Source organism: Cytobacillus oceanisediminis, assembly GCF_022811925.1.
GTDB lineage: Bacteria > Bacillota > Bacilli > Bacillales > Cytobacillaceae > Cytobacillus > Cytobacillus oceanisediminis_D.
In genome coordinates, this window is record NZ_CP065511.1 from 2665126 (window position 1) to 2687715 (window position 22590).

Sequence of the window (22590 nt, forward strand, 5' to 3'; positions counted from 1 at the left end):
TCTCCTTCTTTTTGTTTTAGAGGTAGTTTTGGTTGACTCCCTATGTAGTCAGATCCATGACATTGTCTGCCAATTTACTGACAATTAATAATTTACCTATTTTTTCAATTTTTTGCAACACTTTTTATTGCGATTCACGAAATTTCGGGGATGCAGAGCATCATGCTCACTATGCTTTCAGTATCAAATTAGAAATGTATAGGCTTTTATAGGATAGTGCCCATCCCTCTCAAAAAGGGCTGGCATAGGCTATTATAAAAAGTGAAAACTGAGGAGTGTTCCTATGGCCAAACAATCAAATGAGGATGGAAACCCTAAGCTTTATCTAAGCCATTCAGACACTGTTTCAAATCAGGGTACTTATCGTCTGAACTTTCTCCAGGAAGTATTGAAAGAACAGCAAACTGTTAATACCCGTTTATCTGAAACATATGAAAATATGAAAAATCAGCTCGATGATTCCTTTTCTGACATGAGTAAACTTGTAAAAAGAGCAGCTGGTAAACAAAATAATCATATTGAGCATTTGACATCTAAGCTTGATAAGCAGGATGCTTTTTTATCGAGTTTTCTGGAAATGATGAACCAGCGCGAAAAGGAAAATGATACTCTGAATAAAAGGCTGGATGCCCTGGAGGAAATAAATAAAGAAATAAAGGAAACCCTTGAAAATGAAGAGCCGGTAAACCAGAAGATACTTGAACAATTATCCTGTCAGGAAGCGGAAACTCAGGCACTTTCCCGAAAGTTTGATAAATTTGACGCTTTTACTGAGGAAGCTGTTTCAAATTTCAAAGCACAGGAAGAAATGAAAGCAGAATTAAGCAAAAAGCTTGATGTACAGGAATTATTTCATAATACCGTAATGGAACGTTTAGAGCAGCAGTTTACAGCATTTTCAGAGGAAGCTGAGAAAAAGTTAAAAACACAGGAGCAAATGAAAGAAGAATTAAACAAGAAGCTTGGTCTACAGGAACAGGCAAGCAAGTCGATAATGGAACGCTTAAACCGCCAGGAAGCAATCACAGAAAAAATCAGCAGGCAATTAGACAATCTTAAATCGGTTGTCTACGAGAGGGCCTCCCACCTTTCTGAACGCTTTGAAAAAAGCTTTAAGCTGCTGGCAAAACCAGTCCACAGTTTCTTTGTAAATCAGGAGGAAAAAGCAAGAGAAAGTAGTGATAAAGAGTAAAAAAAAGAAGGCACCCGGAAAGGTGCCTTCTTTTCTAGTATTAATCTAGAATCGTAACTTTAACTGTTTTTCTGCCGAAATTGATTGCGTCTTCCTGAGAAGGCATGAAGATATCGATCTTGTTGCCTTTAATGGCTCCGCCAGTATCACCTGCGACAGCATTACCATAACCTTCAACATGGACTTTAGTTCCCAGTGGTATCACATTAGGATCCACAGAAATTACTTTTTGATCCGGATTCTCTTTTAAATTGATTCCTGTAGCAGTGATTCCTGAGCATCCTTCACAATCGGCTGTATAGGCTGTTGCTTCCATACTAAGCACATTTTGAGCTGTTTCTTTATTTGCAGATTCCGCGGGTGCTTCTGCTTCAGCCTCGGCAGCAGGCTTGGATTCCGCTTCAGGCTTGGCAGGCTCAGGTGCAGGCTTTGCTTCCGCAGCAGGTTTTGCTGGCTCTGGTTCTTGATTTGACTCTGCTGCTTGCTTTGCTTCTGGAGCCGGCTGAGATTTTTCAACTGGCTGCGTTTGTTTTGCTGCAGGCTGTTCAGACTTTTGCACAGGAGCTGAAACTGTCTCTGCAGGTTTTTCTGATTTTGCTGGAGCCTTAACTGCAGCAACTGCAGCATTAACAGCTTTAGCATTCGGATAAAGGATTAATTCATTGTCCGGCAGAATTAAATCAGAGCTTAAGTTGTTCCATTCTTTGATTGCCTCTGCTGTGACGTTATGTTCTCTTGCTATATCCCAAAGAGTATCGCCTTTTGATACTATGTATTTCTTTTCCAGATATACATTAAGTACATCATCTGGATGGATGATATGTGAAGACAACCCATTCCATTCTTTTATCATGTCAACTGGTGTATTATATGTTTGGGAAAAATCCCAAAGAGTATCGCCTTTTTTTACTGTCACTTCTTCTGCTTGTACATTAGCACCTGCTGTTCCGGTAATTGCCGCAGCAGCTACAAAAGATAAAATTGATTTTTTCATGTTGTTAAAACCTCCCGTATAGCTCGTTTTTAGCTAACGGGGTTAATAATAACATGGAATCTTTACTAAAAAAGAACAAATAGATAATAATCCCGTTACGCATATAACAGAACGATAACAAACACATTTCAGAGAAAAGGGACCTATAAAACGAAATTAATGTTTTTCCTTGATATCATGGGAATCTCTCCAATGTTATGATATTTTTCCTATATATTGGAAAATCAATTATTAAACAGGACAGGAATTAATTTCTAACAAAAAAGCCAATCCTTTTAGGATTGACTATGCAGATTTCGCAGGCAGAACAATATTGAATGTTGTACCTTTATTTAATTCACTCTCGATAAATACTTTTCCGTTATGGCTTTCGATAATTTTAAAACTGACCATCAGGCCTAAGCCGTTCCCATTTTTTTTGGTTGTAAAAAAAGGTTCTCCGATATTTTTCAGTTTATCATGCGGGATTCCTACACCTGTATCCTGTATTGCAATTTGAACCTGGTTATTGATGATTCTAGCTCTAACGGTGATGTCCCCTCCATCAGGCATCGCTTCAATTCCATTTTTAATAAAATTAAGGAAGACTTGTTTTAGCCGATTTTCGTCACATTCAATTTGAATGATATCCTGTTCATATTCGAAACCAATTTTTACGTCCCTTTTTCGGGCTTCAAATTCCAAAAAAGAAACGACATTTTTAATAATGGGTATGATATCTCTTTCTTCCAGTTCTGCGGCTTTCGGCTTAGCGAGAACCATAAAATCTTCTACTATATTATTTACCCGGTCAATCTCATCTAAAATGATGCTTAAGTACTCCTGCCTCTCTCCATCTGTCTCATCCAGCTGCAGGAATTCTGTATATCCTTTCATGGTTGTGAGCGGATTGCGGATTTCATGGGCAACCCCTGCAGCAAGCTGGCCCACTGCTGCCAGTTTATCCTGCCGATGCAAAACTTCTTCAGTTTTTTTCCTCTCTGTTATATCGTTTCTTATTGCTAAGTATTGATAAGGTTTTCCGTTTGTGTTCAGGAACGGCACAATCGTAGTATGAACCCAGTAATAAGATCCGTCTTTTGCTTTATTGCGTATTTCCCCTTTCCACACTTCACCCTGGCCAATTGTTTTCCATAGGTTCTTAAAGAATTCTTTTGAATGAAGTCCTGAATTTAAGATGGAGTGATTCTGTCCTATCAGTTCTTCCCTGCTGTACTGGGAGATTTCACAAAACTTCTCATTTACATTGGTTATTGTTCCTTTTTCATCTGTAAAGGCAATAATGGATGACTGATCAAGCGCAAATTTAATATCGTTTACCTCTTTCAGAGAATTTTTAAGGCTGGCTTCAGCAGATTTCAATGCCGATATATCTGTCCGGATGGAAACATACTGATAGGGTTTATTCTTTTTATTGAGAAAAGGGACAATAGTAGTTTCAACCCAATAAAAGCTTCCGTCTTTTGCTTTATTGCGGATTTCACCCTTCCATATTTCCCCTGATCCAATTGTTTTCCATAAATTTTGAAAAAATTCCGGCGGATGAAAACCCGAATTTAAGATATTGTGATTTTTGCCAAGCAGTTCATGTTCTTCATATTTAGATATCTCAACAAATTTATCATTCACATAAGTGATAATGCCCTTTGGATCTGTAATAGCCACTATAGATGATTCATCAAGCGCAGCCTGAATATCATGTAAATGGGTGTCGCTTGCTTCCAGCCGCTTGCTAATTAAAGTGCTTGAAGCAATGAGTCCGCTCAGGATAAGAATCCCTGCAAAAAATACAAGATAAATCAGAAAAGTTTCCGGCGAGCCTCCTCCCCTGCTAATTTCCCCATTTGAATAGAATGTTGACGATCGGATCAGCAGAAAATAACCCTCCACAATGGCTCCGGTGAAAATGAGTGCACTTAAGGGCTTAATCCAGATAGGTCTGGAGTACGAAAGACTCTTCGAATAAAAGAGCATCCATAGTGAAAATAAAAAAGAAACAAAAATGATCAGTGCGGAAATAAGAAATATGATAGGGCCAAACTGCACATTCATCCCCACAGCAAACATTCCTGTTACATGGATAGATAGGACTGCCATTGTTAAAAAGAAGCTTCCCGCAAATAGATTGACTGTTTTCAGCTGCCGGTCGATTACTGTATTAAAAGCCATACCGGTAAATGAAATGCCAAAAACCATGGACAATAAGGTTAGCGGTATATTATAACTTCCTGAAGCATTTATGTTGATGGCCACCATGCCAATAAAGTTCATAATCCATATCCCGATCCCAAGTGAAAAAGTTCCGCCTAAGAACAGAAACTTCTGGTTTCTATCAGATGATTTAATCAATGTAAATAAATCTAATGCTGTATAGGAAGCCATAATGGTCAGTATAACAGCTACAAATATTAATATTGGATTAAAAGATACAATTATCTCAGTCATCGCAGGCTTTTAGCCCCCTCATTATTACTTTATTAAATATGATTGTAATGGAATCAGTACAGCCATGGAAGGGGCTGGACGAAATAAAGTCAGAAGTTCATTAGAACAGATAGCCCTTTTGCCGTATAGCTAGAAATCATTAGATGATTTTACCGCATTTCTTCGGACTCGTTCCTCTGGATATCCCCTTCTCCTGTCCGAATGCGAACCAAATTCGGACTCGTTCCTCCGAATTTCCGCTTTTTCTGTCCGAATAGGGACCGACTTCGGACTCTCTCCTACGGTTTTCCCCTTCTACTTTCCGAATGCGAACCAACTCTTATTTTGCACCAATGAAATGTAATAGATAAAATTTTTAAAAAATTTAATCAAACCACTTCACATTTAATTTTGTTTGGTATATACTGTACTACAACAGATGAAAACAAGATAAACTGTATTATAAAAAGGAGGAAAAATCATGATCAAAAGTCCAGTTGAATTTTTTAGAACTCTTCCCAAAAAGGTATGCCCGGAGTGCGGCCAAACAGTCAAGGAACAGGCTGAATCTTATCTAATGGAATGTGATCGCTGTCTTTCAAAAAAAATGGAATAACACAATCAGCGGAAGGCTTCAGGTCCTTCCGCTTTTTTATTTACTGCTATGTACCACCATTTCCACTATCAAGGAAACTCCAGCTGTTACAGTACAGTTATACATGAAATGTTTGAAAAGTCTATAAATTTATCGGTCCTTCCTGTATAATTATCCCATAATCTCTATATTTAGAGAATCGAAATAGGAGGGATCGGTACATGGTTCAAACAGCAGTAACCCGTTTAAAGCGTGTTGAGGTACCGGAAGAACGTACATGGAAAGTGGAGGATTTATTTGCTTTGGAGGAAGATTGGCATAAAGAAATGAGAAGTATTGATGAAGATCTTGCTGTTTTTGAGCAGTTCAAGGGAAAGCTCCATGAAGGCCCGCAAATTTTACTGGGCTGCCTTTCCGCTCAGGAAAAGCTCTCCATCCGTTTGGTTCAAGCTGGAACGTATGCTAGCTTGCGTCAGTCGGAGGATGGAACAAATCCAGACAATCAGGCAAATTCATCCATATTTGCATCTTTAAGAGCAAAAGCAGCCTCCGCTCTTTCGTTTATTGACTCTGAATTAATGTCCTTGCCTGAAGGCACGATTGAAAAATACATAGACGATGAAAGCGGCCTTGAGCCTTTCAGAAAACAGCTGACAGATCTTCTTGAATCAAAGACGCATAGGCTTTCTCCAGAGACGGAAGAAGCGCTGGCAGCATTGGGTGAAGTACTTGGAGCTCCGTATAATGTGTATCAGGCTGCAAAACTTGCTGACATGCCATTTTCCTCTTTTAAAGACAGTAAAGGAAACGAATTGCCAAACTCTTTTGCTCTTTATGAAGATCGTTACGAGCTCTCTTCAGATACTGCTATTAGAAGGAATGCCTATGTCTCATTTACAGATTCACTTGAAAACTATAAGAATACATTTGCCTCTGCCTATTCTGCCGAGGTGAAAAAGCAGGTAGCACTTTCAAAGCTGAGAAAATACAGTTCAGTCACACAAATGCTCCTGGATTCCCAGCATGTTACAGAGGAAATGTACAACAATCAGCTGAATATTATCCAAAAAGAGCTTGCCCCCCATATGCGCAGATATGCTCAGTTAAAGAGAAAAGTTCTGGGATTGGATAAGATGCTTTTTTGTGACCTGAAGGCTCCTCTTGATCCGGAGTTCAATCCAGAAACAACATTTGAAGAAGCATCAAAAGTCATATTAGAGGCACTCAAAGTTATGGGACCAGAGTATACAGATATAATGAAGAAAGGCTTGGCTGAACGCTGGGTTGATTTGGCTGACAATGTGGGCAAATCTACAGGTGCATTTTGTTCAAGTCCCTATGGATCGCATCCATTCATCCTGATTACATGGACAGACACCATGCGCGGTGCTTTCGTTCTCGCTCATGAGCTTGGGCATGCGGGTCATTTCTATTTGGCCAATAAATATCAGCGTATTATGAATACCCGCCCTTCAACCTATTTTGTAGAAGCTCCCTCAACACTTAACGAATTGCTGCTTGGACAGCATTTAATGGCAGGCACTGAAGATAAGAGAATGAAGCGCTGGGTAATTCTTCAGCTGCTTGGAACTTATTATCACAACTTTGTCACACACCTTCTTGAGGGAGAATATCAGCGAAGAATCTATACTCTTGCTGATCAAGGGGTTCCGTTAACGGCAAAAACACTTTCAGATCAAAAAATGGAAACACTTGCTGAATTCTGGGGTGATGCGGTTGAACTGGATGATAAGGCGGCTTTAACCTGGATGAGACAGCCTCATTATTACATGGGACTCTATCCATATACTTATTCAGCTGGTTTGACTGCTTCCACTGCTATGGCACAGAGCATTCAAGAGGAAGGCCAGCCTGCCATTGAACGATGGCTTGGTGTTTTAAAAGCTGGTGGAACGAAAAAGCCGCTCGATCTGCTAATGAGCGCAGGCATTGATATGTCCAAGCCAGATCCAATCCGCAAAGCCGTAAGCTATGTGGGAACATTGGTGGATGAATTGGAAAAAAGCTACGAATAAGGTGGAGCCCCTTCTGTTTCAGAGGGGGCTTTACATATATATCAGTAATTATTCTTCAGGATTTACACGTAACATTCACCTTGTAAAAGGATTTATATGGCTGAATATTAGAGCAATGCTGAGTGAAAACTTAAAGAAAAGCCACCTTAATTTAACTGAAGGAGTATTATGCATGAAAGAGAAAGAAGAAAAGTACCTGACACAAGCACCGAAAGAAGAGACCGTGACAATCGAAACGAATGGCCAATTTCCTAATTTAAAAAATATTGCCGGAGATTCAATAGATGAACATGAACAGCTGGAAGCTGCAAATGCCATAATTGGCGCAAAAGAAATTGGCCAGCAAAATGAAAACCTATAATAAATGGGAGTGAACATCCATGGAAACGATTGATCCGAAAGAAGTAAAGACAGGTGATGAGGTGTATGTAATTTATCATAATCCTCATACTCCCAGTGTAGCAAACGTAAGACCAGCTGAAATTGTTCCACATCCAAAAAACCCTGACGCAGTTGCCCTATTTCTTAATGAGTCATTCCATTTAATAGAAGAAGATGATGCCTTATTTTCTTCAGAAAAGGACGCAGAACAGGCCTTTCAGGAATTATATGGAGATTATTGAATCTAATAAAGAAAGACTGTTTTTTAATGGACAACAGTCTTTCTTTAAAACTTGATTATAGAATTTGAGGCAATTCCCTCATTTCGGCAGTTGTTTCATCACCGCATAATGGGCATTTTAAATCTGAAGAGGCAAAATCTTTTCTCATCCAGCCATTGCAGCTATTGCAGGAATACACCTCTGTGTCCAGCATTACAACTTCTGGCTTGTCATCTTGGCCTTTTTTATTGAAAAAAATTGGAAACGCCCCCTTTTTTTCTTAGTATGGCCAAGAAAAGAGAAAATTATTGAAAATGTTTTGAACAAAATTTGAATAGGAGGTGATCCAATGGACCGCCGAGATAAAAAGAGAAACCTTACTATAGCAGGAACTGATATTGATGAAGTGAAAAGGCTGAATAGCCAATCAGGGCTATCATACAATGAAGCAAAAAAACTGCTTGCAGAAATTTACTTTAAGAGATAAGGTATTGGATGCATTAATTAGATCAATCTTTAGTTATGGTGAAGCAACCTTTATTAAAGGCCAGAAATAAGCATGTTTTTCCGGAGAGTAGTGTACTATCGGTTCGCCTTTAAAGTACTTGCGGGGCAAAAATGAAGCTAAAGTGTTTTGATGTATCGTGCAGGAAGCTTCATGCAGCTGCCATTTTGTATGATGGATATCCCCGCGAAAAACCTTTTCACCTTTTGTTACCCATAAGCAATACCTTTCAGTCAGCCATTCATCAAGTGTTCCTGGTTTTGAATTGAAGGGGCTTGATATTGGCTTATAATCGGCTTTGAATTGGCCGCTCTCTGAATGGCTGTGTGTTCGCCTGCTTTCATAATTAATTAGTCCTTCACACTTGCTAACTTGCATTTCGGCATTCATATATGGAAGGAAATACAATATTCTGGCCCCTGTTACGGCTAAAAAGTTGTCTGCATCCAGGCTAAAAAAATATACGCCTTTCATGCCCTCATATTCCACATAAGTCCTTACATTCAATTCATTCATTGATTTCATAATTGGCAATGGCGGCAAGCCGCGCACCCTAATTTTACTGATCCAGAAAGGTACAATTCCAACCCATGCTGTACCGTTGTATGTATCTAATGTTAACTGTGAAGGGATGTGTTCTTCCATTATTTCTGCAGGTACTGGCCAATGAGCAAATAAAACATCAGTCCATATTTGTTCCATAACCCAGGGTTTATCAGGCAGCGGAAAAGGCCTGTGTCCTGTTATCTTCAATTCTTCCTTCATTCCCTTACCGCCCTTCAACATGTTATATAAATGATTATTCCTCATAATGCCGGTATTAAACTTAGCTGGCATAAATGAAGTGTTGATTGTCTATAGTTCTAACCTTGGGCATTGCATTGTATTTATGAATGGAGGTGATGGTTCATGAATAGTCAGTTTTCAGCACCTTATCTGAAAACACTAAGTCTGTCTCCTGAAAATCAGGAGTCTCCCATTCATTTTCTGGAGCGTTGGAAAACACCGCAGGATTATTTTTATTTAAGAAACCATTTTTCCTACCCGATAATTAACCCTCAGAATTTATTCTTGTCCATTAGCGGGAACGTGAATAAAGCGATGGAAATATCTTTAAGTGAACTTTCCCGCTTTCCATCCAAAACCATTCTGGTCCCTCTGGAATGCGCTGGCAATAACAGAGCGAAATTTAGACCAAAGGTTTTTGGTGAGCAATGGGAAGAAGGAGCAGTCAGTCAGGGGAAATGGAAGGGAGTGCCTTTAAAGGAACTGCTGGATAAAGCCGGACTATTGGATGGAAGTAAAGAAGCTGTGTTTGCAGGAATGGATTTTGGTGAGCGCAAAGATTTGAAAGAATCCTTTTACTTTGCCAGAAGCCTGCCAATTGAAAAGGCACTCAGTGAAGATACCATTGTAGCTTATGAGTATAACGGCAAGCCCATACCTTATAAGCATGGGTATCCATTCAGGCTGATCGTGCCTCAATGGTATGCAATGGCCTCCGTCAAGTGGCTTAGGAATATTTTTATTATTCAGCATGAATTTAATGGTCCTTTTCAATCAAAAGCTTATGTTTATTATCCTTATAAAGACAGCGATTTGGATAAAAAGCCTGTTACGGCCATGAATGTTAATAGCACAATCCAGCAGCCATTGAATTATTCCATTATTAAAGAAGGATTTCATGCTATAAAAGGAATTGCCTGGACTGGCACTGGAACAATTAATGAGGTGGCATTAAGCATAGATCATGGGGATACTTGGAGAAAGGCCTCGCTTATATACAGGGAAAACGAAAAATTTTCCTGGGTAAAGTGGCATCTTGATTGGGAGGCATATAAGGGTGAGCATACCATTCTTGTGAGGGCCAGCGATTCAGAGGGCGTTTTACAGCCAATAAAGCCTTACTGGAACAGAAAAGGATATGGATATAATGCTGTGCAAAAGATAAAAATTCAAGTGGAATAATCCTGCTTACAGGTGCAATATCCCAAATGTCCAAATATAGTCATAAACAAAAGAGAAGATGTTCTACCATCCTCTCTTTCTGATATCCATTTTATCACGGCTGCAATCTCAATCAGCTATCCATGAGGAACAGATTTTAATTTTCTTCATCTGTTCTCTTACCTGCTTCAGGTTCACCAGGTGTCTGGTTGCCTGTTGTAGCCTGGTATCCCACCCGATAGGAGGATGTTCTCTTTTTCCTGAGAACTTCTGGCATTTTGTACTGACTTAGATCATCTTGAGCATCTTTTGGTGCCATTGAATTGCCTCCTTACTATGAATTATTCATCATACCCTTTGCGCGGAATGGAAATATCCACCCCGACAACGTCTTCAATTACGGCATCCGCCTGTCCTTCCATGTATGCGTCACTCACTTGTTCATGGGTTGTCGCCAGGCCTGATGAAAGCTGATCATTCCTGTTATAATCTTCAGTCTCATAAGATCTGCCTGCAATATTCGTGCCATCATTTTTGTCTTTTTTGTTCATGCTGAATCCCTCCTTCTAGATTAACAACTATCCTTATTTTGGACATTAAACCGATAATCATACTGATTCATTTCAAACAGGAAGGCTGAAAAAAAAATCTGCCCAAGCACGGGCAGATTTTTTGCGCTGTAAATTTATTTGATATTAATAGAAGCCTCCACCAACGAAAGCAGCACCAACAATGATTAGAAGTATAAACAGGACAACGATTAAAGCAAAACCGCCGCCACATCCTGCACCTGCACCCATTCTAACACCTCCTGACATCTAGTGACAGTGTATGAAAATGATGTTTGTCCCGAATGGGCAATTATAATGGAGGAATGAAAATAAAATCGAAGATATGTTTTTTAAGCTATGAAGGATTTTACAGTTATTGGCCCATTTAAAGAGACTGGAAACATTGAAAATGTGAACAAAATAGGAGATTAATCAACAATTTTAACCTGGCAAGAAAAAAACTCTTTACTGCAAGCGGATTCATGTTAAAATGGACATGTAATCAAGTTAGATGTCTGACGTCTATTCACAAACCTCTTAAATAAGAGGTCTATATTTTTGGCGTTTCGTAAAAACGTTTTCATTATTCTAAATTCAACAAATGAGGTGTCAACATGAATTTTATCTGGGGTTTATTAGGGGTTGCTTCTGTATTGGGGATTGCTTTTCTCCTTTCTTCAAATCGGAAAGCGATCAATCTTCGTACAATTCTTGGCGGACTGGCCATACAGTTTGCGTTTGCATTTGCTGTACTCAAATGGGATCTTGGTAAAAAAGCATTAGAAAAACTAACTTTTGCAGTAAATGATATTGTCGGTTATGCAAATGAAGGCATTAATTTTCTATTCGGAGGATTATTCCAGGAAGGATCTGGAGTTGGATTTGTCTTTGCCTTTCAGGTGCTGACTACAGTAATCTTCTTCTCTTCCCTAATATCTGTGCTTTATTATACTGGGGTTATGCAAGTGATTATAAAGGTCATTGGCGGAGGTTTGTCCAAACTGCTTGGAACAAGCAAGGCAGAATCCATGTCTGCAGCAGCCAATATTTTTGTCGGACAAACGGAAGCTCCATTAATTGTCCGCCCTTTCCTGAACAAAATGACGAAATCAGAACTGTTTGCTGTTATGACCGGAGGCCTTGCATCAGTTGCCGGTTCAGTTCTTATAGGATACTCCCTTCTTGGGGTACCATTGGAATACTTGCTTGCCGCAAGCTTCATGGCTGCACCTGCCGGCCTTGTCCTGGCTAAAATTATGATTCCTGAAACAGAAGTTTCAGAGACAACAGACGACATAACTATTGAAAAAGATACTGATTCAGTAAATGTGGTAGACGCTGCCGCACGCGGTGCAAGTGTCGGACTTCAGCTTGCATTAAACATCGGTGCTATGCTTCTTGCTTTTATCGCTTTGGTTGCTCTTATCAATGGAATTATCGGATTTGCAGGCGGACTTTTCGGATTTGAAAATCTTACACTGGAAACCATTCTTGGATTTGTTTTTGCACCGCTCGCATTTGCAGTAGGAGTTCCATGGGCTGAAGCTGTACAGGCTGGCGGGTATATCGGCCAAAAGCTTGTTTTAAATGAATTTGTTGCTTATTCAGCTTTCGCTCCGGAAATCAGCAGCCTGTCTCCTAAGACTGTTGCAGTAGTGAGTTTCGCGCTTTGCGGATTTGCCAACATTTCCTCTATGGCCATTCTCCTCGGCGGACTGGGCAACCTTGCTCCTGACCGCAGGAACGATATAGCCAAGCTTGGAATTCGTGCTGTAATAGCTGGAGCACTTGCTTCACTATTAAGTGCAGCAATTGCAGGAATGTTAATTTAATAGTTTTATAGCATACTGGATTAATCCGGTATGCTTTTTTATTGAAGTGAATTTGGAAGGGCGAGAATTGTCGAACGTTATCTGAAAATTATTTTAATTCAGAGTTGATTTTATATTTTTGTTAATGTTAAAGTATGATTGTAAGCGTTACCATAAGTATTCTTCTAAAAGTTTTGCACCATGGAAATACATAGACTACTATTTTAAGGAGGAATTATATGAGTCAGCTAACTGCAGGTTTAAAAGAAAAGGTAGAAAAGTTTTTAAGCGGAAAGAAGAAATTATATATCAATGGTGAATTTGTTGAAAGCAAATCACAGAAAACGTTTGATACGTATAATCCGGCTACAGGAGAAGTTCTTGCTTCTGTTTTCGAAGCCGGCGCAGAAGATATTGATCTGGCAGTAAAAGCAGCCCGAAAGGCTTTTGATGAGGGCAAATGGTCAAAAATGAGCGCCTCTAAGCGCAGCCGTCTGATGTACAAGCTTGCTGATCTTATGGAAGAAAACAGTGAAGAATTAGCACAGCTTGAAACATTGGATAATGGTAAGCCGATCCGTGAAACAACTAATGCCGATATTCCTCTGGCTATTGAACATATGCGCTACTATGCAGGCTGGTCTACGAAGATTGTCGGCCAGACTATTCCTGTCAGCGGGCCATTCTTCAACTATACTCGCCATGAGGCAGTTGGTGTGGTTGGGCAAATCATTCCTTGGAACTTCCCTCTCCTTATGGCAATGTGGAAGCTGGGTGCAGCCCTTGCAACAGGATGTACGGTTGTTCTTAAGCCAGCAGAGCAAACACCTCTTTCTGCTTTATATCTTGCTGAGCTGATGGATGAAGCCGGCTTCCCTCCAGGGGTTGTGAATATTGTTCCAGGTTTCGGAGAAACAGCTGGCCAGCCGCTTGTCGATCATCCATTAGTAGATAAAATTGCGTTTACTGGTTCTACTGAAGTAGGCAAACTGATTATGTCCAATGCTTCCAAGACTTTAAAGCGCGTTACGCTTGAGCTTGGCGGTAAGTCTCCAAATATCATTCTGCCAGACGCTGATTTATCAAAGGCTATTCCAGGAGCTCTGAACGGTGTTATGTTTAACCAGGGTCAGGTGTGCTGTGCCGGCTCCCGTGTTTTCATACAAAAAAAGCAGTTTGATAATGTTGTTGCTGACATGGCTTCACATGCCAAAAAAATTAAACAAGGTGCCGGTATTCATGCTGACACAGAAATTGGCCCGCTTGTTTCTGCTGAGCAGCAAAACCGCGTTCTCGGGTACATTGAAAAAGGCCTAAGCGAAGGTGCTCAGCTTGTAGCAGGAGGCGACAAGCCGCAAGAGCAAGGTTACTTCGTCTCCCCTACTATTTTTGCTGATGTTCGTGACGAAATGACGATTGCGAAAGAAGAAATATTCGGACCAGTTATTTCGGCCATGCCTTATGATGACATAGACGAATTAATTAACCGGGCTAATAACAGTGAATATGGTTTAGCTGCAGGCGTTTGGACTCGTGATGTGGCAAATGCACACTATGTGGCCAACAAACTCCGCGCAGGTACAGTTTGGGTGAACTGCTACAACGCATTTGACGCTGCATCTCCATTTGGCGGCTATAAGCAATCCGGTATCGGCCGTGAAATGGGATCATACGCTCTGGATAACTATACAGAAGTTAAGAGTGTTTGGATTTCAATGAAGTAATAGACGAATCAAAAAAGGAACCTTGCGGGGTTCCTTTTTTATTGCTTTCCTTCCCCTTCAATATTTCTCTGTTTGCAGAATAAGTTCACAGATTATCCATAGGATTTTTGATGGATATTATTTATCCTTATATTGGGAGGGGAAATAATGAAAAAAGTATATATTATATCCGCTATTATTGTAATATTAGGCATAGCAGCCGGCATTTCTTTTTTTATCATTCGTGATATGACAGCCAAAATACCTGATCATATTACACTTTTAACCGATGATGAGAAGGTATATGACTTTGCAGAATCAGATAAAAAACTGAAGCTTGTTGAATTTATTTATACGCACTGTCCGGATATTTGTCCGACTACTACACAAAGGATGAATCTGCTGAAAGGCGATCTTAGCAAAGAGGGTGTCTTTGGGGAGAAGGTGCAATTCATTACTGTAACGATCGACCCCTATAGAGACACCACAGAGGTTCTTCGAAAATATAGAAATACCTTTGAAATCGAAAATGATGGGAATTGGATCTTTCTTACTGCAGAGCCTGATAAACTGAAAAAAGATCAGTCAGAAATTCAGGAGCTCGCTAACACGTTTCAATTTCAATACCGTGATCCCGGTGATGGTTTCTACGTTCATAGCACATTTGTTTATTTGCTTGACGAGAATAATAAGTTTATTAAGAAGTTCCCAATGGGAGAAGATTTTGATAAGAATGATGTTTTCAATAAGATCATGAAGCAAATATAATAAAAAAGTGGCGGATTCTGGATCCGCCACTTTTTTTAACCTAATTCGCAGAAGAAGATAAATTTTTGTTTTGGTTAATGAGTATTAAAGTTTTGGATCTTGGCTTTGAAAAGCTTACTTTAATACCGGATTTCTTTAATCTGTTTACCAAATCAACCAGCTGCTTTTTAGCCATTTGAAAAACTCCTTTTTCCCTGCCTGTATGATTAATATTGTACATGAAAAATATGAAAAAACTATGAACAAAAAGAAACATTTTATGATTTTTAGGAAGCTTTTTCAAGGTTTTAATAAGAGTGTATGCTTGGTCTTCTCTTCATTGAGAGTTGTCTTATGATAGATCCCTTCTGCCCAGCCGTTCATCTGGTCATGATACCACGGGCTTAGAGGATGTCCTGATTGTCCCGGTCCCACAAGATGATAGGCAGTATTCATGTTTTGCGTGTCCATCACAAATCTCCACGAGCCTCCATGATTTACTGTGCCATCTTCTTTATTGGCTGCCGCCTGGACAGTGACTGAACTTCCGCCAACAGGAATCCGCCCTTCTCTATTAAACAAGAAGTTTAAAGGTTTTACACTTGAAAGTGGATGGGAAAAGGCTAATTGGTGATAGTCTCCCCATTTCCACTCTGACAGGTTATTTCCTTGAAGATCTGCAGCTTTCTTCACTGCTGAACTCAATGATCGCGAAAGGACTTCCTCCAGTCCTCCCTTTTCTTCTATCCAGCGGCTTTCCCTGCCATTTGCTGCATTTCTCAATAATTCATCCACCGCCTGCTTTTGCCCTTTAAAGAGCTTCCTCATTTCTGGTGATATCTGATCCTCAAAAAGAACATCGGATATGCTTTTCATCCAAAGATTGAAAATGAGAGGGGCTGCATCATCTTTGCTGTCGTTATAATCCCATTTACTCAGTACGGATAAAGCTTCTTTTTCAAGATTGGAAGATCGTTCTCTAATTTCAGACAGGAAAATGGGTATAAATTCCTTTGCCTGCAGGTTTTTCTGATCCATCTGCAGAGACATCATATCATCTGCTGTAAGATCATCCTGGCTATTCAGGAATTCCTGTATTCGCCTTTGCCTATAAGGCTGTGCCCAATCATGACTTATATGGTATGGATAGCTGTCATCCATAACCTTATTGTTTGCAGTTGAGATATAACCTTCTCTTGGATTAATCGCTTTTGGCAGCTGATCATAAGGTATAAAGCCTTCCCAGCCGTATTCATCCGACCAGCCAGGCACTGGCAGCAGTCCGTCTCCTTTCTTTCTAATGGGGATTTTACCGTTTGCTTTATAAGCTATTGTTCCATCAGGCGAGGCAAATACAAAGTTCTGTGCTGGTGTATGAAATAATTCCAATGCTTGTTCAAATTGATTCCAGTCCGATGATTTATTCATTTTTAGAATGGCTTCCAGTTCTTTTGAAGGTTCAAGGGCAGTCCATTGCAAAGAAAGAACGGTATCTTTACCGCTATCTGCAGCAAATTCCGAAATCACAGGTCCGTGGCGTGTAATCGTTACTTGAAAGCTAATTGGATCTTTGTCTTTTACCTTAATTGGTTCTTCAATTACTTCTGCCTTTTCCCATTTTTCATTGAATAGAAACTCATTTTTATTGGCAGGATTCCTTTTTTCAATATACAAATCCTGGACATCTGGTCCTGTATTGGTTACTCCCCATGCAATGTTTTCATTGTGACCGAGTATAATGCCCGGAATGCCGGCAAAAATGACTCCGCTGACGTTCATTTCCGGGGATTGCAAATGCATCTGATACCAGATGGAAGGTGTGCTGAGTGATAAATGCGGATCATCTGCAAGAATTGGCTTCCCGGATGCCGTTTTGCTGCCGGCTGCAACCCAGTTATTGCTTCCGTTGAATTCAGGCGGAGTGATTGCATTTGCAAAGCTTTCTTCAATATTTAAGTTGTGTTTTCCTATTATGTAAGGGGCTTCTTCCGGATATGAGGGGAATAATTCATACGCTTTATCTTCCGGAAAATGCTGAAGGAGATAATAGCGGAATGCCTGGCTTTCCCAGTGTCCTCCAAGATCATATGCCATATATTTGCCTATAGTAAGTGAATCTACTGGAGCCCATTCTTCAGGCTTATAGCCAAGTATGGAAAATTCAGGGGGCCATTTTCCGTTTTCTTTAACCTCTTTAATATAAAGATTTACTCCTTCTGCAAACCAGCCTAAAATCTGTTTTGCTTCCGTGGAATATGCTTCATAGGATGCTTCTGCGGCCCTTCTCAGTCCAAGTGTCCTAAAATATTTATCATTTTCAACCGCCACTTCCCCAACTACTTCACTTAATCTGCCAGATGCCTGCCGCCTGCTTAAATCCATTTGAAACAGGCGATCCTGAGCCTGCACATATCCCTGTGCAATAAAAAGGTCCCTTTCATTGTCTGCAAGTATGTGAGGAACGCCATCGCCGTCACGATTAACCCTAACTTCTGCAGAAATGGATCCAATTTTGATCTCTCCTTCTGTTTTAGGGATCGAGCGTGATAAATAACCAAACATAACAAAAAATGCCGCAGCCAATAACACTAATATGATTGCAAAGGTCCAAAGTGAGTATTTCTTCCACTTGGATTTTGGCTTCAGCTGGACCCCAATATTGCCTTCCATAGAAATCCTTCCTTTATATTATATTTTTATTTCGAACTGACCGGAAAGCTTTAGCTCACCAGCTTCATTTTTAACTGATACTTCTCCTGTCAGTCTCTTCTCCTCCTCTTCTATTATTTCCCCTGTCACTCTTCCTTCTATTGTCAGTTTCTCGCCAGGACGCGTCATTTTGCTGAAGCGCACTTTGAACTTTCTCAGATCTTTTCTCGGAAACCAATCAGCCAGTGCTTCGCCTGCCATTCCCATAATGAGCATCCCATGGGCAATCACACCGTCCAATCCCGCTTTTTCCCCAATCGGTACTACTGTATGAATTGGATTAAAATCTCCGGATGCTCCTGCATACTTGACCAGCTGTGTATGTGTAATCTCGGGTTTATGAATCGCTGTTAATTCGCTCATTAATCTGTTCCCCTTCTTTCGATTATGGTAGATTCCGAATATAGAACCTCGAATCCTTCCTTGTTTTTGTAATGAATTCCTATAGTGATAAAACGGAGATTCCTCTTTTCAAATGCTGATATTAACTGAGGAGCGGCAGTTATTGTATCGCCAGCACATACTTCCCCCATATAGCGATATTCCTGTCCTCCGTGAAGAACCTTAAGCGGGTCAAGGCCGAATAGGCTGATTAGGGTTTCGAAATCCAATCCTCCCCACATCTCTATGGCTGTCGGAAATGTGGGCGGAATGGGGATGTCTCTGTACCCCTCTTTTCTCGCGATGTCCGCATCATAATAAATAGGATTCCTGTCTCCAATTGCCATAGCAAATTCCCTGATTTTTCCCCTCTCGATTGTGAAGCGGAAAGGTTTTATTTTTACATCTTCCTTTAAAAGAGATTCCATTACTAAAAGCACTTCCTCTCATTATGTTTATAATCTTTATGTATTCGACTTTTACCTGCTGCTTCCTTTTAATTTTCTGAACTTTTATGAAACCGATAGATTGCATTAAGAAGAATTCGCGATTACGCGCTGAAAGTGGTATACTTTTAAGGATTATGTATTTGGAGGAATAAAAATAATATGATAACTGTCAGTAATGTAGGTCTTCGATACGGCGACCGCAAACTATTCGAAGATGTTAATATTAAATTCACACCTGGCAATTGCTATGGTTTGATTGGAGCAAATGGTGCCGGAAAATCAACTTTTCTTAAAATTTTATCAGGTGAGATTGAGGCACAATCAGGAAGTGTTCACTTAGGTCCCGGCGAGCGCCTTGCTGTCCTGAAACAGAATCATTTTGAATACGAAGAGTTTGAAGCATTAAAAGTAGTCATCATGGGACATGCACGCCTTTATGAAGTGATGCAGGAAAAAGATGCGATTTATATGAAGGCCGATTTCACTGATGAAGATGGCATGAAGGCTGCGGAACTTGAAGGTGAATTTGCAGAGCTGAACGGATGGGAAGCAGAATCTGAAGCAGCTATTTTGCTGAAAGGGCTCGGCATCGAAGAAGAGCTTCACGACAAAAAAATGGCTGACCTTTCCGGTTCGGAAAAAGTAAAAGTTTTGCTTGCGCAGGCCCTTTTCGGCAAGCCGGATGTTCTTTTGCTGGATGAGCCGACAAACCACTTGGATATCAAAGCAATCCAATGGCTTGAAGAATTTCTGATCAACTTTGAGAATACTGTTATTGTCGTATCCCATGACCGTCATTTCTTAAACAAAGTATGTACGCATATTGCCGATCTTGACTTTGGAAAGATCCAGATTTACGTTGGGAACTATGACTTCTGGTATGAGTCAAGCCAGCTTGCACAAAGGATGGCTCAGGATGCCAATAAGAAAAAGGAAGAAAAAATCAAGGAACTGCAAAGCTTTATTGCCCGCTTTAGTGCAAACGCATCAAAATCCAAGCAGGCAACTTCGCGTAAAAAGCTTCTTGATAAGATTTCTTTGGATGACATTAGACCATCCTCAAGAAAATATCCGTATGTCGGATTTTCACCTGACCGTGAAATCGGAAATGATCTGCTTCGGGTAGACGGCCTCAGCAAAACAATTGATGGTGTTAAAGTTCTGAACAATGTTAGCTTCATCATGAACAAAGATGATAAAATTGCGTTAGTTGGCACGAACGAATTGGCGAAAACTACCCTATTTAAAATATTGACTGGTGAAATGGAGCCGGATGAAGGAACGTATAAGTGGGGTGTTACAACCTCTCAGTCCTATTTCCCTAATGATAACTCTGAGTTCTTCGAGAATTCTGATTTGAACCTTGTAGACTGGCTGCGTCAATTCTCACCAGCAGATGACAGTGAAAGCTTCCTGAGAGGTTTCCTTGGAAGAATGCTGTTCTCTGGTGAGGAGGTTCTAAAGAAAGCAAGCGTTCTTTCCGGTGGAGAAAAAGTCCGCTGCATGCTTTCCAAAATGATGCTTAGCGGTGCAAATGTACTAATGCTGGATGAGCCGACCAATCACCTTGATTTGGAATCCATTACGGCATTGAATAATGGTCTGATTAATTTCAAAGGGTCTTTGATTTTTGCATCACATGACCATCAGTTCATTCAAACTATTGCCAACCGCATTATTGAAATCACACCGGCTGGCATTGTCGATAAGCAAATGACTTATGATGAGTATTTAGAAGATTCATCCATTCAAAAACAAGTTGCTGAAATGTATCAGTAAACAGTAAAAGCAGGAGGAATAGCCTCCTGCTTTTAGTTTTGTTAAAGGTCTTGTTTTTTCTTTTTATGTCGTGCAGAAGAAGCCGTTCTGCTGCCCGTTTCCATATTGGTTGTACCTTGCCCTTCGATGTTTGGGGAACTTAGTCCAGCCTTTGAAGGGTCTTTTTTGCGTTTGCTCATATTAAACACCTCCTTTCTTACTGTTTCGTGTTAAGGCTTTTTTTATCCATGGAATAAAATTGGAGCACAAAAGCCAATCTAACAAACGGAGGAGGTGTTAACATTGACGAAAAGAGTAGCGGTTGAACAATCCTTAACAAATGTTTCTGAAGCGCTTCGCCAAAAAGGATATGAAGTGGTTGATATGAAGTCGGCGCATGATGCTGAGAACTGCTCCTGCTGTGTAGTGAGCGGTGTTGATTCAAATGTGATGGGTATGCAGGATGTTTCTACAAAGGCTTCTGTCATTGAAGCAAGCGGCCTATCGGCGGATGAGGTATGCCGTCAGGTGGAGCAAAGAATGCAATAAAAGAATGTCCACAGACTAAAGAGAAATTCTTTAGTCTTTTTTCAGAAGAACATGCAATAAAAAAGACGGGCATTAAACCCGTCTTCCAGACTGTCGACAAACTCGATGAAAATCGTGCTTGTCTTCAGTCTTTTTTATTTTAAAATAGAAGTAATACAATGCTTGAGGTGAGTAAAATGCTTTCAAAACATAATCCAATTCAACGGGATCAAATTGAAATGATTGCTTTAGACGAACTTGTACCAGCGGACCATTTGGTTCGCAAAATTGAGGCTGCGATTGATTTCTCATTCATCTATGACTTGGTAAAAGATATGTATTCAGAGGTAGGGCGCCCAAGTATTGACCCTGTAATATTAATTAAACTCTCATTTATTCAATATACCTTCGGTATTCGCTCCATGCGTCAAACAATTGAAGAATTGAAAACGAATATGGCTTATCGATGGTTTTAGGCTATGGTTTCCACGATAAAGTTCCTCACTTCTCAACTTTCGGTAAAAACTATGAGCGCCGATTTAAAAACACCGATCTCTTTGAACAGATATTTTACCGAATCTTAAAAACTGCAACTGAAAAGAATTTAATTAGTGCTGAACACGTTTTTGTAGATTCTACGCATGTAAAAGCGAGTGCAAATAAGCGCAAATTTGAAAAGAAAGTTGTTCGAAAAGAAACACGTGCCTATCAAGAACGCCTTCAAGAGGAGATTAACCAAGACCGTGAGGATCATGGAAAAAAGCCGTTTCCACCAGATAAGTTTGATAAGGAAGAATACAAAGAAATTAAGGAGAGTACAACGGACCCAGAGAGTGGCTACTATGTAAAAGATGAGCGTACAAAACAGTTCGCCTATTCTTTCCATGCGGCCGCAGACCGCAACGGCTTCGTGCTAGGCACAATTGTAACCCCGGGTAACACGCATGATAGTCATATTTTAGAGCCATTGGTTGAACAAGTCATCGAGAAAGTTAGTAAACCAGAAGCTGTTGCGGCAGACGCAGCTTATAAAACACCTGCCATCACGAGCTACTTATTGAAAAACGATATCACACCTGCTTTACCTTACACACGACCTCGCACAAAAGAGGGTTACTTCAGAAAACATGAGTATGTTTATGACGAGCATTTTGACTGTTACATTTGCCCAGCTGGTGAGATATTAAAATATACAACGACTACAAAGGAAGGGTATCGTCAATATAAATCAGATCCGCGAATTTGTGCTGGATGCCCTTTCTTGTCTCAATGCACACAGAGTCAAGCACATCAAAAACTGATTCAACGACATGTGTGGGAGGAACACGTGGAAGAAGCAGATCACCTTCGTCACCATCAAGACGTCAAACCGATCTATGAGAAACGCAAAGAAACAATTGAACGTGTATTCGCAGATGCAAAAGAAAAGCATGGCATGCGTTGGACAACCCTAAGGGGACTTAAAAAATTGTCGATGCAGGCGATGCTTACTTTCGCTGCCATGAATTTGAAGAAGATGGCCAACTGGACTTGGCAAAGTCCAGAAATGGCCTAAATGATGACCTCGGAGAGGTCTAGAATTCTCTAAAATCCCTTCAAATCCAATAAAAAATCAAAAAAGGGGTTCGGAATGAGACTATTCCGAACCCCTTTTGTCT

The 22590-nt window shown here is 40.2% G+C and carries 24 protein-coding genes and 1 pseudogene; 13 read left to right on the forward strand and 12 right to left on the reverse strand.

Annotated features, from left to right (window positions below; genetic code table 11):
* The first annotated feature begins 283 nt into the window (after positions 1–283).
* Entirely contained in the window at positions 284–1192 is a 909-nt protein-coding gene (locus IRB79_RS13515) for a coiled-coil domain-containing protein (protein ID WP_243509127.1), read from the forward strand.
* 40 nt (positions 1193–1232) lie between these two features.
* On the opposite strand, the gene IRB79_RS13520 is transcribed toward IRB79_RS13515, so the two are convergent.
* Positions 1233–2186: a 3D domain-containing protein gene (locus IRB79_RS13520; protein WP_243509130.1), complete on the reverse strand. Its 954-nt coding sequence runs from the start codon at positions 2184–2186 to the stop codon at positions 1233–1235.
* A gap of 285 nt (positions 2187–2471) precedes the next feature.
* Positions 2472–4631, reverse strand: a complete 2160-nt coding sequence (locus IRB79_RS13525; RefSeq protein ID WP_243509133.1) for a PAS domain S-box protein — start codon at positions 4629–4631, stop codon at positions 2472–2474.
* 460 nt (positions 4632–5091) lie between these two features.
* Between IRB79_RS13525 and yhfH the strand changes: the two genes are divergently transcribed.
* The 4 genes from yhfH to IRB79_RS13545 all read left to right on the forward strand — a co-directional run bounded on the left by yhfH (position 5092) and on the right by IRB79_RS13545 (position 7864).
* Positions 5092–5226 (forward strand): protein YhfH, encoded by a 135-nt coding sequence (gene yhfH / locus IRB79_RS13530; RefSeq protein WP_009334590.1) that lies wholly within the window; start codon positions 5092–5094, stop codon positions 5224–5226.
* Positions 5227–5426: 200 nt separating this feature from the next.
* Complete coding sequence (gene pepF / locus IRB79_RS13535; RefSeq protein ID WP_243503003.1) at positions 5427–7241, forward strand: oligoendopeptidase F; 1815 nt, start codon at positions 5427–5429, stop codon at positions 7239–7241.
* A gap of 172 nt (positions 7242–7413) precedes the next feature.
* Positions 7414–7602, forward strand: a complete 189-nt coding sequence (locus IRB79_RS13540) for a hypothetical protein (protein ID WP_243503004.1) — start codon at positions 7414–7416, stop codon at positions 7600–7602.
* A gap of 19 nt (positions 7603–7621) precedes the next feature.
* Positions 7622–7864 carry a transcriptional regulator SplA domain-containing protein gene (locus IRB79_RS13545; RefSeq protein WP_243503005.1) on the forward strand — a complete coding sequence of 81 codons (243 nt, stop codon included), beginning with the start codon at positions 7622–7624 and terminating at the stop codon, positions 7862–7864.
* A gap of 55 nt (positions 7865–7919) precedes the next feature.
* On the opposite strand, the gene IRB79_RS13550 is transcribed toward IRB79_RS13545, so the two are convergent.
* Entirely contained in the window at positions 7920–8057 is a 138-nt protein-coding gene (locus tag IRB79_RS13550) for a cold-inducible protein YdjO-related protein (protein WP_019379870.1), read from the reverse strand.
* 135 nt (positions 8058–8192) lie between these two features.
* Between IRB79_RS13550 and IRB79_RS13555 the strand changes: the two genes are divergently transcribed.
* On the forward strand, positions 8193–8330 hold the full coding sequence (locus IRB79_RS13555; protein WP_243503006.1) for a hypothetical protein: 138 nt from the start codon (positions 8193–8195) through the stop codon (positions 8328–8330).
* Between the two features lie 33 nt (positions 8331–8363).
* Here IRB79_RS13555 and IRB79_RS13560 read toward each other — a convergent pair whose 3' ends face one another.
* Complete coding sequence (locus IRB79_RS13560; RefSeq protein ID WP_243503007.1) at positions 8364–9113, reverse strand: YqjF family protein; 750 nt, start codon at positions 9111–9113, stop codon at positions 8364–8366.
* Between the two features lie 144 nt (positions 9114–9257).
* Between IRB79_RS13560 and IRB79_RS13565 the strand changes: the two genes are divergently transcribed.
* Positions 9258–10316, forward strand: coding sequence for a sulfite oxidase (locus IRB79_RS13565; RefSeq protein WP_243503008.1), 1059 nt, complete (start codon positions 9258–9260; stop codon positions 10314–10316).
* A gap of 136 nt (positions 10317–10452) precedes the next feature.
* Here IRB79_RS13565 and IRB79_RS13570 read toward each other — a convergent pair whose 3' ends face one another.
* From IRB79_RS13570 to IRB79_RS13580, 3 genes are all read right to left on the reverse strand, one after another.
* Positions 10453–10614, reverse strand: a complete 162-nt coding sequence (locus IRB79_RS13570; protein WP_243503009.1) for a hypothetical protein — start codon at positions 10612–10614, stop codon at positions 10453–10455.
* 22 nt (positions 10615–10636) lie between these two features.
* Positions 10637–10846: a YozQ family protein gene (locus IRB79_RS13575; protein WP_243503010.1), complete on the reverse strand. Its 210-nt coding sequence runs from the start codon at positions 10844–10846 to the stop codon at positions 10637–10639.
* Between the two features lie 144 nt (positions 10847–10990).
* Positions 10991–11095, reverse strand: a complete 105-nt coding sequence (locus IRB79_RS13580; protein ID WP_243503011.1) for a YjcZ family sporulation protein — start codon at positions 11093–11095, stop codon at positions 10991–10993.
* A 365-nt stretch (positions 11096–11460) separates the two neighbouring features.
* Here IRB79_RS13580 and IRB79_RS13585 point away from each other — a divergent pair, with 365 nt between their 5' ends.
* The 3 genes from IRB79_RS13585 to IRB79_RS13595 all read left to right on the forward strand — a co-directional run bounded on the left by IRB79_RS13585 (position 11461) and on the right by IRB79_RS13595 (position 15128).
* Positions 11461–12678, forward strand: a complete 1218-nt coding sequence (locus IRB79_RS13585; RefSeq protein ID WP_243503012.1) for a NupC/NupG family nucleoside CNT transporter — start codon at positions 11461–11463, stop codon at positions 12676–12678.
* A gap of 218 nt (positions 12679–12896) precedes the next feature.
* On the forward strand, positions 12897–14381 hold the full coding sequence (locus tag IRB79_RS13590; RefSeq protein WP_243503013.1) for an aldehyde dehydrogenase family protein: 1485 nt from the start codon (positions 12897–12899) through the stop codon (positions 14379–14381).
* A 147-nt stretch (positions 14382–14528) separates the two neighbouring features.
* On the forward strand, positions 14529–15128 hold the full coding sequence (locus IRB79_RS13595) for an SCO family protein (RefSeq protein WP_243503014.1): 600 nt from the start codon (positions 14529–14531) through the stop codon (positions 15126–15128).
* A 40-nt stretch (positions 15129–15168) separates the two neighbouring features.
* On the opposite strand, the gene IRB79_RS28040 is transcribed toward IRB79_RS13595, so the two are convergent.
* From IRB79_RS28040 to IRB79_RS13610, 4 genes are all read right to left on the reverse strand, one after another.
* Positions 15169–15303, reverse strand: a complete 135-nt coding sequence (locus IRB79_RS28040) for a hypothetical protein (protein WP_256816508.1) — start codon at positions 15301–15303, stop codon at positions 15169–15171.
* Positions 15304–15407: 104 nt separating this feature from the next.
* The gene (locus IRB79_RS13600; protein WP_243509406.1) at positions 15408–17765 is read right to left on the reverse strand and encodes a penicillin acylase family protein; all 2358 of its coding nucleotides are present in this window, start codon (positions 17763–17765) and stop codon (positions 15408–15410) included.
* Positions 17766–17795: 30 nt separating this feature from the next.
* Positions 17796–18179: a MaoC/PaaZ C-terminal domain-containing protein gene (locus IRB79_RS13605; RefSeq protein ID WP_243503015.1), complete on the reverse strand. Its 384-nt coding sequence runs from the start codon at positions 18177–18179 to the stop codon at positions 17796–17798.
* Positions 18179–18625, reverse strand: a complete 447-nt coding sequence (locus tag IRB79_RS13610; protein ID WP_243503016.1) for an FAS1-like dehydratase domain-containing protein — start codon at positions 18623–18625, stop codon at positions 18179–18181. The genes IRB79_RS13605 and IRB79_RS13610 overlap by 1 nt, the downstream gene beginning before the upstream one ends.
* 180 nt (positions 18626–18805) lie before the next feature.
* Here IRB79_RS13610 and IRB79_RS13615 point away from each other — a divergent pair, with 180 nt between their 5' ends.
* Entirely contained in the window at positions 18806–20425 is a 1620-nt protein-coding gene (locus IRB79_RS13615; RefSeq protein ID WP_243503017.1) for an ABC-F family ATP-binding cassette domain-containing protein, read from the forward strand.
* A 41-nt stretch (positions 20426–20466) separates the two neighbouring features.
* Here the strand turns inward: IRB79_RS13615 and IRB79_RS13620 are convergent, their stop codons facing one another.
* A complete protein-coding gene (locus IRB79_RS13620; protein ID WP_243503018.1) occupies positions 20467–20604 on the reverse strand; it encodes a YuzL family protein in 138 nt (45 codons plus the stop codon).
* Positions 20605–20707: 103 nt separating this feature from the next.
* Here IRB79_RS13620 and IRB79_RS13625 point away from each other — a divergent pair, with 103 nt between their 5' ends.
* Together IRB79_RS13625 and IRB79_RS13630 are read left to right on the forward strand one after the other, a co-directional pair.
* Positions 20708–20953, forward strand: a complete 246-nt coding sequence (locus IRB79_RS13625; RefSeq protein ID WP_048011629.1) for a YkuS family protein — start codon at positions 20708–20710, stop codon at positions 20951–20953.
* Between the two features lie 176 nt (positions 20954–21129).
* Positions 21130–22487: pseudogene (locus IRB79_RS13630) on the forward strand (IS1182 family transposase).
* Positions 22488–22590 lie beyond the last annotated feature (103 nt).